Below are 11571 nucleotides of genomic sequence, written 5' to 3' on the forward strand. Positions count from 1 at the left end.
TGGGCGGCCGTCCGGGGTCAGCCCCGCTGGGGCTTCGCCTCCGGGCCGCCGGAGGCGTCCTGCTCCGCCGCCTCCTTGAAGTCCACCTTGCCCATGTGCCGGTTCATGGACTTCATCAGACCCCACACCGCCAGAGCCATCACCGCGAACACGATGAACCCGAGGACACCGGGGGTGACCTTGTCCTCGTCCAGCTCGGCGAGAGTGACGAGGTGCGTCATTGCCAGGCTTGCGCTTGCACTCATGTCAGGCATTGTCCCGGATGCCCGCGAAGAGGTCGTCCTCGGGGAGGGAGGTTTCCACGAGGGACTTGGCCAGCTCGTACTCCTCGGTGGGCCAGACCTCCTTCTGGATCTCCATCGGCACCCGGAACCAGCCCCCGTCGGGGTCGATCTGCGTCGCGTGCGCGATCAGCGCCTTGTCGCGGGTCTCGAAGAAGTCCGCGCAGGGCACGTGCGTGGTGAGGGTGCGCTCCTTGCGCTCGAACTCCGACCAGCGCTTGAGCCAGTCGTGGTACGGCGACTCCAGGCCGCGGTCCAGCAGCGCGTTGTGCAGCGCCTCGGTGCGGGGCCGGTTGAAGCCCTGGTTGTAGTACACCTTCAGCGGCTGGTACGCCGGTCCGTACTCGCCCTCCGGGTACTTCTCGGTGTCGGCCGCGCCCTCGAAGGCCACCATCGTGATCTTGTGGGTCATGATGTGGTCGGGGTGCGGGTAGCCGCCGTTCTCGTCGTAGGTGGTGATCACCTGGGGGCGGAAGGCGCGGATCTTCCGCACCAGCTCACCGGCCGCCTTGTCGACGTCCTCCAGGGCGAAACAGCCCTCCGGCAGCGGCGGCAGCGGGTCGCCCTCGGGCAGCCCGGAGTCGACGAAGCCGAGCCACTCCTGCTTCACCCCGAGAATCTCCCGGGCCTCGTCCATCTCCTTCTTGCGCACCTCGTGGATGTTCTCCTCGATGTACGCGTCACCCTGGAGCTTCGGGTTGAGGATGGAGCCGCGTTCCCCGCCCGTGCAGGTCACCACCAGCACGTCCACCCCCTCGGACACGTACTTCGCCATGGTGGCCGCGCCCTTGCTCGACTCGTCGTCGGGGTGGGCGTGAACGGCCATCAGTCGCAGCTGGTCAGTCAAGACTCAATTCCTCGGTCAGTCGGCGCCCGTGTGCAGCGGCGCAGTTTGAAGGTGCCGCCCCGTAGGGGCGTCGTTGAGGGGCGGCGGTCGGGTGGCGGGCGGGCGGCTTCTATAGTGACCGAATCGGGGGCGGAATAATTCCGGGGCCCGGCAACCGGACCCGCTCCCGCGGAGAGGACGATCATGAGTACGGCGAGCACGCGGACGCCCCAGGGCCGCTACGGCCGCTCCTCGGACGAGCAGGCCGACCGCACGCTCAAGATCGTCGGCGCCATGCTCGGCGCCCTCCTGCTCGCCCTGATCGGCTGGTTCGGCTATCACTACGTCGGCCAGAACAAGATCAGCGGCGAGCTGATCGGCTTCGAGCTCGCCGAGGACTCGGTGCAGGTGCACCTGGAGGTCCGCAAGGACGCCGGCGTCACCGGCTACTGCACGGTGCGCTCCCAGGCGGAGGACGGCGACGAGGTCGGCCGGGCCGATTTCCGCTTCGACGGGGACGACACCCGCATCGACAAGGTCGTCACGCTGCGGACCAAGGCCGCCGGGACGACGGCCGAGCTGCTCGGCTGCCATCCGGAGTGATGCGGCGAGGCCCACTGCCGCCAAAACCTGCCGCCTGACCTGCGGTGACAGGAATCTGGTGGCTTATGTCCTCCCCCTTTGGCCACTGAATTGTTAGGCTCGTGGTTTCGCCCTTCCGTGAAGGAACATCCTTCTGGGTAGGGCGTTGATTTGTATTCCCAGTACCAACGAGGAGCACCCGTGACCCAGACCAGCGAGAACGTCACCTGGCTGACCCAGGAGGCGTACAACAAGCTCAAGGAGGAGCTTGAATACCTTACTGGTCCTGCGCGCACCGAGATCTCTGCCAAGATCGCCGCGGCTCGTGAGGAGGGGGACCTGCGTGAGAACGGCGGGTACCACGCGGCGAAGGAGGAGCAGGGCAAGCAGGAGCTCCGCGTGCGCCAGCTGACCCAGCTGCTCGAGAGCGCCAAGGTGGGTGAGGCCCCGGCCGCCAACGGTGCGGTGGCGCCCGGCATGGTCGTCACGATCGCCTTCGACGGTGACGAGGACGACACGCTGACCTTCCTGCTCGCCTCGCGCGAGTACGCGAGCTCGGACATCGAGACCTACTCCCCGCAGTCCCCGCTGGGCTCGGGAGTCCTCGGCCACAAGGTCGGCGAGGACGCCCAGTACGAGCTGCCCAACGGCAAGCCGGCCTCGGTGAAGATCCTCAAGGCCGAGCCGTACAACGGCTGACCCGCCGCCCCTTCGACGAGCCCCCGGTGTCCCCGTGACGCCGGGGGCTCCTCGCGTCGTCTGCCAGGAGGAGCGGCCGGGCGGCCGACGAGGCCCTGCTCCGGATGCCGGCGAAGCGGCCGCCGAGCCCCGCACCGGGCCCTGAGGGCCCAGGACCCCGGGGCCCTCGGGGCGCTCAGGGCGCTCAGGGCGCTCAGGGCGCTCAGGGCGCTCAGGCGATGACGGTGTATCCCGCTTCCCGCAGCGCCCGGCCGACCTCGGCGCAGTGCTCCGGGCCCTTCGTCTCCAGGTGCAGCTCGACCTCGGCCTCCGTGAGCCCGAGCCGCGGATGGGTGCGGACGTGGCTCACGTCGAGGACGTTGGCGTCGACCACCGACAACACCCCGAGCAGCGTGGCCAGGGCGCCGGGCCGGTCCGTCAGCCGCAGCCGGACCGCCAGGTAGCGGCCCTGCGCGGACATGCCGTGCCGCAGCACGCCCTGCATCAGCACCGGGTCCACGTTGCCGCCGGACAGGACCGCGACGACCGGTCCCTCGAAGGCGTCCGGCGCGCTCAGCAGCGCCGCCACCGGGCTCGCCCCGGCCGGCTCCACCACCAGCTTGGCCCGCTCCAGGCACAGCAGCAGCGCGGTCGACAGCTCGTCCTCGGAGACCGTGCGGACCTCGTCCACCAGCTCGCCGACGATCCCGAACGGCACGTCGCCCGGCCGCCCCACCTTGATCCCGTCGGCCATCGTCGCCGGGTTCTCGACGGCGACCGGACGCCCCGCGGCCAGCGAGGGCGGGTAGGCGGCCGCGCCCCGCGCCTGCACGCCGACGATCCGCACGTCCGGCCGCAGCGCCTTCACCGCGACCGCGATCCCGGCCGCCAGCCCGCCCCCGCCGATACCGACGACGATGGTGCGCACCTCGGGGCACTGCTCCAGGATCTCCAGCCCGACCGTGCCCTGGCCCGCGATGACGTCGGGATGGTCGAAGGGGTGGATGAAGACCGCGCCGGTCCGCTCCGCGTACTCCTGCGCGGCGGCCAGCGTCTCGTCCACCACCTGCCCGTGCAGCCGCACCTCGGCGCCGTAGTCCCGGGTCGCGCTGATCTTCGGCAGCGGCGCGCCCTGCGGCATGAACACGGTCGAGCGCACACCGAGCAGCGACGACGCCAGCGCGACGCCCTGCGCGTGATTGCCCGCGCTCGCCGCGACCACGCCCGCGGCCCGCTGCTCGGGCAGCAGCCCGGAGATCCGCACGTAGGCGCCGCGCAGCTTGAACGAGCCCGTCCGCTGGAGGTTCTCGCACTTGAAGTGCACCGGGGAGCCGACCAGCTGGGACAGGTGTCTGCTGCCCTCCATCGCCGTCACCCGCGCCACGCCCGAGAGCATCTTCTGGGCTCCGCGCACGTCGTCGAGGGTGACGGGAGCGACCAGGCGCGTTGTGCTGTAGCTCATACCCTCCAGCATCGCAGTTCCCGGACGTCCCGCACCGTTGTGACCAACCTCCGAGACCCGCTTTGCCCAGCGCCGGTACGCCTTGCCGCCCGGCCGCGTACCCTGTCCCCCAATTAGCAGCCCTCCACGAAGTGAGCCCCCGGCCATGCCCACAACACCTGAAATGTCGATGGACATGACGACCGCCGGTGACACCGGTCTTCTCGAGACGCTCCAGCACGAGGTCGCGCTCTTCGCCCGACGCGCCGAACAGACCCGGCTCGGCGGGGTCGGGCAGGTGCGCAACTCCATGGACCGCGCCGCCTACCTGCTGCTCAACCGCCTCGACAAAGAGGGTCCGATGGGCGTGAAGGCGCTCGCCGCGAGCATGGGGATCGACTCCTCGACGGTCACCCGGCAGGTGGCCCCGCTCGTCGACACCGGACTGGTCAAGCGGACCTCCCACCCCGAGGACGGACGCGCGGTGGTGCTCCAGCTGTCACCGCGCGGCGTGGCGCGGCTGGAGGAGGTCCGTTCCTCCCGGCGTCAGCTCATGGCCGAACTGACCCACGACTGGGCGCCGCAGGAGCGCGAGACGTTCTGCGCGCTCCTCGCGCGCTTCAACGGCGCCCTGTCCGCCCGTATGGCCCCGTCCGGCGCGACCTCCAGCGATGCGCCGGCGGGCTCCTGAACGATCCCTCCCCCGCTTTCCGGGCATTCCGGAGGGGGTTCGCACCGAACCCTTGACCGGCGGCCCGCCCCTGGCCTGATATGAGACCTCAGGGGTCGTCGCCGTCTGGGCGGGAGGCGCGGTGCGAGAACGGCATGCGTCCCGGGATGCCCGCCGGGCCCGCGAGTTCGAGGCGTTCGTCGCGGGTGCGGCAGGGCGGCTACTGCATGCCGCCACCCTGCTCACCGCGGAGGCCCCGGACGCCAACCCGCGCGCGCGGCGCCTGCTGGCCGTCGCTCTGGCCCACACGTACGCGTCCTGGGACCGGCTGCACGGGGAGGACCCGTACGACCGCGCCCGCCAGCACCTGGCCACGCGTTTCGCCCGCGAGGCCTGGCACCGGTACGGCGTCCTCGGCGCGGCCCGCCGGCGGCCCGCGGGCACCTTGGGCGGGCTCTCCCCGCAGGAACGCCTGATCCTGGTGCTCAGGCTGTACGAAGGCGTCGCCGAGGAGCAGACGGCCGCGCTGCTGGGGCTGCCGGTGGAACGGGTACGGACGATCTGCGACCGCGCGACCGCCACCCTGCTGCACCCGCGGCCGGCGCCGGCCCCGCCGGTCGCGGCGGAAGCGAAGGCGGCGACCCCGTGACCGGCCCGGCGAGCGGCCGGATCAGCCGTACGACGACGTGCGCGCCGACCGTCCCGCCGAACCGCGCGGCTGACGGCAGGACCACCGCCGCGGCGAACGGCACGGCTACTGGCAGGACGACCGCCGCGGCGCCCGGCACGGCGACCGGCGCGGCGAACGGCAGCACGAACGCCACGGCGCCCGGCGGCACGACCGGCACGGCGACCGGCGACACGACCGCCGCGGTGACCGGCACGCGCGGGTGGCGGCGGTCCGGGTGGTGCCGGTGAACCGCCCCGGGCGCGAGGCCGCCGCGCGGCAGATCATGGAGCAGTCGCCGCCGCGGGTACCGCCCGACCTCTGTGCGGAGGCCGTCCGCCGAGGCGGCCGCATGCTGCGCCGCAGGACCGCCGCCCGCCGCCTGATGTGGCTGCTGCTGGGCGCCGCGGCGGTGGTGTTCACCGTGTGGGCGCTGACCGCGCAGCCGTGGGTGGAGCCGCCCTCGGAGACGACCCCGCCCGTGACCGGCTGGGAGGGCTGGTGAGCCCCGCTTTCTAACCGAGCGCCTGCTGGAGGTCGGCCAGCAGGTCGTCGGCGTTCTCGATGCCGACCGACAGCCGCACCAGGTCGGCGGGCACCTCGAGGGCGGAGCCCGCCGCCGAGGCGTGCGTCATCCGGCCCGGGTGCTCGATCAGCGACTCGACGCCGCCCAGGGACTCGCCGAGCGTGAAGACCTTCGCCCGGTTGCAGACCTCGACCGCCGCCTGCTCGCCGCCCTCGACGCGGAAGGACACCATGCCGCCGAACGCCTTCATCTGCTTGGCGGCGACCTCGTGCCCCGGGTGCTCGGGCAGGCCCGGGTACAGCACGCTCGTCACGCGCGCGTGCCGGGAGAGCATCTCGGCGACCTTGGTCGCGTTCTCGCTGTGCCGGTCCATGCGCACCGCGAGGGTCTTGGTGCCGCGCAGCACCAGCCAGGAGTCGAAGGGCCCGGCGACCGCGCCCATCGCGTTCTGGTGGAAGGCCAGCTCCTCGCCCAGTTCCTGGTCGCCCACGATCAGCGCGCCGCCGACCACGTCCGAGTGGCCGCCCATGTACTTGGTCAGCGAGTGCACGACGACGTCGGCGCCCAGAGCCAGCGGCTGCTGGAGGTACGGGGTGGCGAAGGTGTTGTCGACCACGAGCCGGGCCCCGGCGTCCCGGGCGACCTGCGCGATCTGCGCGATGTCGGTGATGCCGAGCAGCGGGTTGGAGGGCGTCTCCACCCACACCGCCTTGGTCTTCGGGGTGAGGGCGGCCCGCACGGCGGCGGCGTCGCCCGTGTCGGCCACGGACCACTCCACGCCCCACCGGGTGGCGACCTTGGCGAAGAGCCGGAAGGTGCCGCCGTACGCGTCGTTCGGGATCACCACGTGGTCGCCCGGGCGCAGCAGCGTACGCAACAGGCAGTCCTCGGCCGCCAGTCCGGACGCGAACGCGAGGCCTCGCCTGCCGCCCTCCAGGGCGGCGAGGTTCTCCTCCAGGGCCGTACGGGTCGGGTTGGCGCTGCGGCTGTACTCGTAGCCGCCGCGCAGCCCGCCGACGCCGTCCTGCTTGTAGGTCGACACCTGATAGATCGGCGGGACGACCGCGCCCGTCAGGGGATCGGCGGTGTTGCCCGCGTGGATCGCGAGCGTCTCGAAGTGCTGACTGATGTGCCTGTCGCTCATGGGCACCGAGGGTAGCCGTGCGGAACGCCTCGCGGGTTTTCCACAGGGCGGGGGACGGGTTGGCCAATTGTCGGCGGCGTCTGGTTCGCTTGAGACATGGAGATTCTCTGGGTCCTGATGGCACTGGTCATGCTCGGCTTCGTGCTGCTCCAAATCTCGCGGCGCCGGCGCGGCGCGGTCGGCCTGGTCGAGCCCGGCCACCCGGACGCCGCCGACCCCGCGAACTACGGCTTCGCCCGTGAGGAGGAGCTGGACATCCGCATGCCGGGTCCGGACCAGGACCTGCTGGACGTCCTGGACCTGGTGCAGCGCACCCAGGACTACCGGGGGGCGCAGCAGCTCCTCGCCGGTACGGAGGCGAAGGGCGAGCGGCGCTGGCAGCGCGTGCAGGCCTTCGCGGGCGCCGCGTCGCTGGAGCTGCGGCAGCGGCCCGGCGGGGTCGGGGAGACGCCGGGCGGGCAGTGGCTGCGGGTGTGGCGGGCGGAGGCGCCCAAGGACGCGGGGGGCGCGGCGGTGCACGCCGAGTTCCTGGTGCAGCAGGCGTGGCGCACGGCCACGCCGGGCTCGGACGACTTCCGGATCATCATGGAGGAGGCGAAGGCGGCCTGCGGCGAGGCGGCCCTGCTCGCACCCGGGGACCCGGTCCCGTACATCGTCGAGCTGTCGGTGGCCCGCGGCCTCGGGTACTCGCGCGAGGAGTTCGAGCAGCTCTGGCTGAAGATCCTTGACCGCGCTCCGAACCACATGGGCGCGCACCTGGCCGCCCTCCAGTACTGGTGCGAGAAGTGGCACGGCTCGCGCGAGCTGGCCTACTCCTTCGCGGAGGCGGCGGCCGCCCGTGCCCCCCGGGGCTCCCTGCTGGCGGCGATGCCGCTGTTCGCGGTCTTCGAGCACCTGCCCGAGGTCAACCTGGTCAGCGGTTTCTACCAGAGCGAGGTCGTCACCAAGGCCGTCCACGGCGCGCTGCACGCGGTCCACTCGGCCGGCCGGGACGACCCGATGCAGGCGCACGTCCGCCACCTTCTGGTCTTCTTCCTGGTCCGCGGCGAGCGCTGGGCCGAGGCGATGAACCAGCTGATGGTCATAGACGGCCACGTCGGCGCCCTGCCCTGGACGCTGTCGAGCGACCCGGCGGCGGAGTTCGCGGTCTACCGCGCGCTGGCGGTGGCGGGGTACGAGGCGAACGGCGGCAGCCCGGCGACGCTGCCGCACTGAGCGGCCGCCGCACGACGAACGGTCCGGCCGCAACCGGCCGGACCGTTTCACAGGTGAGCCTCTCGGCCCTCGCTAGCCCTCGCTGCGGGCGGGCAGCCGCCATCCCGGACGCGGGAAGTGGCAGGTGTACCCGTCCGGGTAGCGCTGCAAGTAATCCTGGTGCTCCGGCTCGGCCTCCCAGAAGGGTCCGACCGGCTCCACCTCGGTGACGACCTTGCCGGGCCACAGTCCGGAGGCGTCCACGTCGGCGATCGTGTCCTCGGCGATCCGCTTCTGCTCGTCGTCCACGTAGTAGATCGCCGAGCGGTAGCTGAGACCGATGTCGTTGCCCTGGCGGTTCTTGGTGCTCGGGTCGTGGATCTGGAAGAAGAACTCCAGCAGCGCGCGGTAGTCGGTCGCCTCGGGGTCGTAGAGGATCTCGATGGCCTCCGCGTGCGTGCCGTGGTTGCGGTACGTCGCGTTCGGCACGTCACCCCCGGTGTAGCCGACCCGGGTCGCGGTCACGCCCGGAAGCCGACGGATCAGCTCCTCCATCCCCCAGAAGCACCCGCCCGCCAGCACGGCCCTCTGTGTCTGCGCAGCCATCGCGGCCCTCCAAAATCTCTCGGCTCGGTCGTCAGGGCCCCTCGGCCCGCACGTCACCGGCCTCCATGCCCACGCTGTGTGCAACACGCGGGGGTCCACAAGGATTCCACGTCACCAGACGGGCGGATCGGTTCTGCCTCACCCGTTCGAGCGGTGGGACGGCTCTCCCGCCGGATAGCCTGATGTGCGGGACCAGAATCGCGCCCATGGGAGTAGCAATGACCACCTCCGCCGCCGGGCAACCACTCATCCCGCAGCCTCCCGCAACGGTGGCAGCGCTGCGTCAAGCCGTCAGGCAGATCACGCCGGCGGCGTTGCCCGCGTTCACACGCGAGCTCGATCAGGCGGCGGACCAGTCCCGGCAGGGCTCAGATCTGGCTCCCCTGCAACGGTTCATCGCCCAGTGGGCCGCTTATGTCTACATCCAGCGCCAACCGGGCCTGTCGGCAGACCTGCGCAGCTGGGAGGAGCGCGCCGCGTCGGGTGACGCTGCCCAGGCGCGACAGGCAGCAGCCGAGATCGGACGCATCCTCGACCAGGCGCACGCTGCCGTCGGGCTTCACTCCCGGTGACCAGGGAATGGCGGTGGGAGTACGACCCCGACCACGACCACGTGGCCGGCGGTGTCCCGGCCCATGTCGTGGCGGAAGTGGAACGCCTGACGGGACAACTCGTCGACCTGGCCAGTACCGGCGTCGACATCAGCGACCTCGGCAACGGGCCACGCCCGGGCGGCCTGCGACGGATGGATGCAGCCGGCGGATGGTTCTACTTCCTGGTCGCTCCGCGCGAACCCTTGATCATCGTCGTCCGCATCATCCCACCGTTCGACGCGCTGTAGCCAGGCCGAAAACCGGTGGCCCTGGTCGAAGCCCCCGGCCCACGCTGGACGCCATGCAGCAGCCCCAGCACGAGATCAGAGCGTCCCGCACGGAGTCCACCGTCACCGTCTACCAGGCCTACCGCCCGCAGATAGGCGGCCCCGCCGCCCGCACGGGACGTTTTCCCGCCACCTGGAAGCGGGACAGGATGACATGGATCAAGCCGTCGTTCCTGTGGATGATGTACCGCTGCGGATGGGCCACCAAGGAGGGCCAGGAGACCGTCCTGGCCGTCGAGATCAGCCGAGAGGGCTTCGAGTGGGCCCTGCGCAACGCGTGCCTGTCGAGCTACAAGCCCGGCGTGCACCCCGACCGAGCCGCCTGGCAGCGCGAGTTGAAGGGCTCGCCCACCCGCGTCCAGTGGGACCCCGAACGGGACCTGCACCTGCGGCCCCTGCCCTACCGCTCCCTGCAACTCGGCCTCTCCGGCGAGGCCGCACGCCGCTACGCCGACGAGTGGACGGTCGCCATCCGCGATGTGACCCCTCTCGTCCACGAGATCCACGCCCTCGTACGCGACGACGACCTCGACTCGGCGCGGGGCCTGCTGCCACGGGAGGAGCCGTATCCCGCCGCGGAAGGACTACTGAGGAGCCTGCGACCGTGACGGACCACTCCCCCCGCGCACTCGCCGACCTGTGGCGGGCCCGGCGCCCGTCGGGACCGCCCGTCACCCACACGTTCCGCAGCACGTATGCCGACCGTTGGGTCCGTTTCCACAGCCTCCCCGGCTCGAAGCGGTATCCGGAGTCCGAGGGCGAGTACGCGGTCGTGCTGCACCGGTACAACACCGTGCTCGACGAGTTGTTCGCGCACGGCGAGGTGTACGTCGTGACCTCGGACTGGTCCTGTACGCCCGACGGACCGGCCGCCTTCCCGACGCCACGGCGGGAGCTCCACCCCGACGGCGTCCACTGGTGGACCGAGTCGGACGAGGACGACCCCGACCCGGCCTTTCACACCCACACGCGCTTCTACGCGGACCGGCGGCCCTGGCGAAACGGCTGCGTCGACGCCCTGCTGCGCGCGGTGGCCGACGAGGCGCTCGTCGAGGTGTTCGTCACGGACACGGAGCTCCGCCGCATCCACGCCCCTTACGACGGCGGGGCGGACGTCGTTCTGGCCACGCCCGGCGAGCGCGACCGGCTGCGCGGCCGTCACGTGGACTGGCTGTCCAGCACGCCTTCCGGACTGTGAGGGAGTCACGATCTCCCGGGCCGAGAAGCCGGCTCCCACCGAGCCGCCGGAGCCCGCGCCCGGGCTCCCGCCGTATCGGCGCGCGGCGCTGGGCCCGCCGCTCGCGGCGCCGACAGCCGCGCAGACATCGCCGGGCCCTTTCGGCGGGGGTGTGCAGACCATGACCGGCGACGGCTGGACCCTCGAGGCCGTCACACCGCCATGGCCCAACGACCGCGTGCTCCTCTCGCCAGAGATCAGGTCCCCTCGCGCAGCCCCGCCACCAGCACCCCCACCAGTTGCCGGGCGTCGTAGCGCGGGTCGGGGGTCTCCGCGCCGATGCAGAGGTTGCCGACGCCGCGCATGAGGGCGAGGGCCGGTACGTCGGTGTGGATCTCGCCGGAGGCGGTCGCGGCGGCGAGGAGGTCGGTGCACACGGGGACGAGGCGGTCGAGGAAGTAGGCGTGGAGGGCCTCGAAGCCCGCGTTGTCGGACTGGAGGACCGCGGCGAGGCCGTGCTTGGTGACCAGGAAGTCGACGAACAGGTCGATCCAGCTCGCGAGCGCGGCGTACGGGGTGGGGCTGCTCGCCAGTAGCGCGGGGCCGGCCTCGGCGCAGGCCTCCACCTGGTGCCGGTAGACGCCGATGATGAGGTCCGCCCGGGTCGGGAAGTGGCGGTAGATCGTGGCCGTGCCGACGCCGGCCTCGGCCGCGACGTCGCGTACGGGGGCCTCCACGCCCGACCTGACGAACACCGCGGCGGCCGCGTCGAGCAGGGTCTTCTCGTTGCGCCGGGCGTCCGCGCGCTTGGGGCGGGAGGCTGCCTGCCCCGTGGCCGCTTCGCCGTCCTTCACCGTGCCGTTCCCTTCGCCGGTTGATAAACGGGACAGCGTTCCGTA

The 11571-nt window shown here is 71.8% G+C and carries 17 protein-coding genes; 11 read left to right on the forward strand and 6 right to left on the reverse strand.

The genetic code is table 11. The annotated features are described in order from the left end of the window. Positions 1 to 17 precede the first annotated feature (17 nt). Positions 18 to 254: a hypothetical protein gene (locus tag B9W62_RS14205; protein WP_164883605.1), complete on the reverse strand. Its 237-nt coding sequence runs from the start codon at positions 252 to 254 to the stop codon at positions 18 to 20. Next, positions 247 to 1128 carry a mycothiol conjugate amidase Mca gene (mca, locus tag B9W62_RS14210; RefSeq protein ID WP_087807540.1) on the reverse strand — a complete coding sequence of 294 codons (882 nt, stop codon included), beginning with the start codon at positions 1126 to 1128 and terminating at the stop codon, positions 247 to 249. The genes B9W62_RS14205 and mca overlap by 8 nt, the downstream gene beginning before the upstream one ends. Positions 1129 to 1311: 183 nt before the next feature. Here mca and B9W62_RS14215 point away from each other — a divergent pair, with 183 nt between their 5' ends. Next, positions 1312 to 1710: a DUF4307 domain-containing protein gene (locus tag B9W62_RS14215; protein WP_087807541.1), complete on the forward strand. Its 399-nt coding sequence runs from the start codon at positions 1312 to 1314 to the stop codon at positions 1708 to 1710. A gap of 180 nt (positions 1711 to 1890) precedes the next feature. After that, the gene (gene greA / locus B9W62_RS14220; RefSeq protein ID WP_087807542.1) at positions 1891 to 2388 is read left to right on the forward strand and encodes a transcription elongation factor GreA; all 498 of its coding nucleotides are present in this window, start codon (positions 1891 to 1893) and stop codon (positions 2386 to 2388) included. Between the two features lie 211 nt (positions 2389 to 2599). Here the strand turns inward: greA and ilvA are convergent, their stop codons facing one another. Further along, a complete protein-coding gene (gene ilvA / locus B9W62_RS14225) occupies positions 2600 to 3829 on the reverse strand; it encodes a threonine ammonia-lyase (RefSeq protein WP_087811901.1) in 1230 nt (409 codons plus the stop codon). A gap of 163 nt (positions 3830 to 3992) precedes the next feature. On the opposite strand from ilvA, the gene B9W62_RS14230 reads away from it, so the two are divergent. The 4 genes from B9W62_RS14230 (at position 3993) to B9W62_RS14245 (ending at position 5650) form a co-directional block, all read left to right on the forward strand. After that, on the forward strand, positions 3993 to 4499 hold the full coding sequence (locus B9W62_RS14230) for a MarR family winged helix-turn-helix transcriptional regulator (protein WP_179236003.1): 507 nt from the start codon (positions 3993 to 3995) through the stop codon (positions 4497 to 4499). 121 nt (positions 4500 to 4620) lie between these two features. Beyond that, the gene (locus B9W62_RS14235) at positions 4621 to 5127 is read left to right on the forward strand and encodes a sigma factor-like helix-turn-helix DNA-binding protein (RefSeq protein WP_087807543.1); all 507 of its coding nucleotides are present in this window, start codon (positions 4621 to 4623) and stop codon (positions 5125 to 5127) included. Next, positions 5124 to 5396, forward strand: coding sequence for a hypothetical protein (locus tag B9W62_RS14240; RefSeq protein WP_087807544.1), 273 nt, complete (start codon positions 5124 to 5126; stop codon positions 5394 to 5396). Before B9W62_RS14235 ends, B9W62_RS14240 begins: the two co-directional genes overlap by 4 nt. Continuing rightward, positions 5393 to 5650: a hypothetical protein gene (locus B9W62_RS14245; RefSeq protein ID WP_087811903.1), complete on the forward strand. Its 258-nt coding sequence runs from the start codon at positions 5393 to 5395 to the stop codon at positions 5648 to 5650. The genes B9W62_RS14240 and B9W62_RS14245 overlap by 4 nt, the downstream gene beginning before the upstream one ends. 10 nt (positions 5651 to 5660) lie before the next feature. Here the strand turns inward: B9W62_RS14245 and B9W62_RS14250 are convergent, their stop codons facing one another. Next, positions 5661 to 6815 (reverse strand): cystathionine gamma-synthase, encoded by a 1155-nt coding sequence (locus tag B9W62_RS14250; RefSeq protein WP_087807545.1) that lies wholly within the window; start codon positions 6813 to 6815, stop codon positions 5661 to 5663. Between the two features lie 96 nt (positions 6816 to 6911). Here B9W62_RS14250 and B9W62_RS14255 point away from each other — a divergent pair, with 96 nt between their 5' ends. After that, entirely contained in the window at positions 6912 to 8030 is a 1119-nt protein-coding gene (locus B9W62_RS14255; RefSeq protein ID WP_087807546.1) for a hypothetical protein, read from the forward strand. Positions 8031 to 8102: 72 nt separating this feature from the next. On the opposite strand, the gene msrA is transcribed toward B9W62_RS14255, so the two are convergent. Next, the gene (msrA, locus tag B9W62_RS14260) at positions 8103 to 8615 is read right to left on the reverse strand and encodes a peptide-methionine (S)-S-oxide reductase MsrA (RefSeq protein ID WP_087807547.1); all 513 of its coding nucleotides are present in this window, start codon (positions 8613 to 8615) and stop codon (positions 8103 to 8105) included. A gap of 218 nt (positions 8616 to 8833) precedes the next feature. Between msrA and B9W62_RS14265 the strand changes: the two genes are divergently transcribed. Genes B9W62_RS14265 through B9W62_RS14280 form a run of 4 tightly spaced genes read left to right on the forward strand, consistent with a single transcriptional unit; the run spans position 8834 to position 10693 of the window. Further along, entirely contained in the window at positions 8834 to 9187 is a 354-nt protein-coding gene (locus B9W62_RS14265; protein WP_087807548.1) for a DUF6247 family protein, read from the forward strand. Next, entirely contained in the window at positions 9184 to 9456 is a 273-nt protein-coding gene (locus B9W62_RS14270; RefSeq protein WP_087807549.1) for a hypothetical protein, read from the forward strand. Before B9W62_RS14265 ends, B9W62_RS14270 begins: the two co-directional genes overlap by 4 nt. A 53-nt stretch (positions 9457 to 9509) precedes the next feature. Continuing rightward, positions 9510 to 10103 carry a DUF4291 domain-containing protein gene (locus tag B9W62_RS14275; protein ID WP_087807550.1) on the forward strand — a complete coding sequence of 198 codons (594 nt, stop codon included), beginning with the start codon at positions 9510 to 9512 and terminating at the stop codon, positions 10101 to 10103. After that, positions 10100 to 10693 carry a DUF3885 domain-containing protein gene (locus tag B9W62_RS14280; protein ID WP_087807551.1) on the forward strand — a complete coding sequence of 198 codons (594 nt, stop codon included), beginning with the start codon at positions 10100 to 10102 and terminating at the stop codon, positions 10691 to 10693. Before B9W62_RS14275 ends, B9W62_RS14280 begins: the two co-directional genes overlap by 4 nt. A 236-nt stretch (positions 10694 to 10929) precedes the next feature. Here the strand turns inward: B9W62_RS14280 and B9W62_RS14285 are convergent, their stop codons facing one another. Continuing rightward, positions 10930 to 11526: a TetR/AcrR family transcriptional regulator gene (locus B9W62_RS14285; RefSeq protein ID WP_087807552.1), complete on the reverse strand. Its 597-nt coding sequence runs from the start codon at positions 11524 to 11526 to the stop codon at positions 10930 to 10932. Between the last annotated feature and the right edge of the window lie 45 nt (positions 11527 to 11571).

Source organism: Streptomyces sp. CS113, assembly GCF_002188365.1.
GTDB classification, from domain to species: Bacteria; Actinomycetota; Actinomycetes; order Streptomycetales; family Streptomycetaceae; genus Streptomyces; species Streptomyces tendae.

Coding starts and splice junctions, on each gene's coding strand:
- B9W62_RS14205 (WP_164883605.1), bottom strand. CDS start 254: ATGCCTGACATGAGTGCAAGCGCAAGCCTGGCAATGACGCACCTCGTC.
- B9W62_RS14215 (WP_087807541.1), top strand. CDS start 1,312: ATGAGTACGGCGAGCACGCGGACGCCCCAGGGCCGCTACGGCCGCTCC.
- ilvA (WP_087811901.1), bottom strand. CDS start 3,829: ATGAGCTACAGCACAACGCGCCTGGTCGCTCCCGTCACCCTCGACGAC.
- B9W62_RS14230 (WP_179236003.1), top strand. CDS start 3,993: ATGTCGATGGACATGACGACCGCCGGTGACACCGGTCTTCTCGAGACG.
- B9W62_RS14250 (WP_087807545.1), bottom strand. CDS start 6,815: ATGAGCGACAGGCACATCAGTCAGCACTTCGAGACGCTCGCGATCCAC.
- B9W62_RS14255 (WP_087807546.1), top strand. CDS start 6,912: ATGGAGATTCTCTGGGTCCTGATGGCACTGGTCATGCTCGGCTTCGTG.
- msrA (WP_087807547.1), bottom strand. CDS start 8,615: ATGGCTGCGCAGACACAGAGGGCCGTGCTGGCGGGCGGGTGCTTCTGG.
- B9W62_RS14265 (WP_087807548.1), top strand. CDS start 8,834: ATGACCACCTCCGCCGCCGGGCAACCACTCATCCCGCAGCCTCCCGCA.
- B9W62_RS14275 (WP_087807550.1), top strand. CDS start 9,510: ATGCAGCAGCCCCAGCACGAGATCAGAGCGTCCCGCACGGAGTCCACC.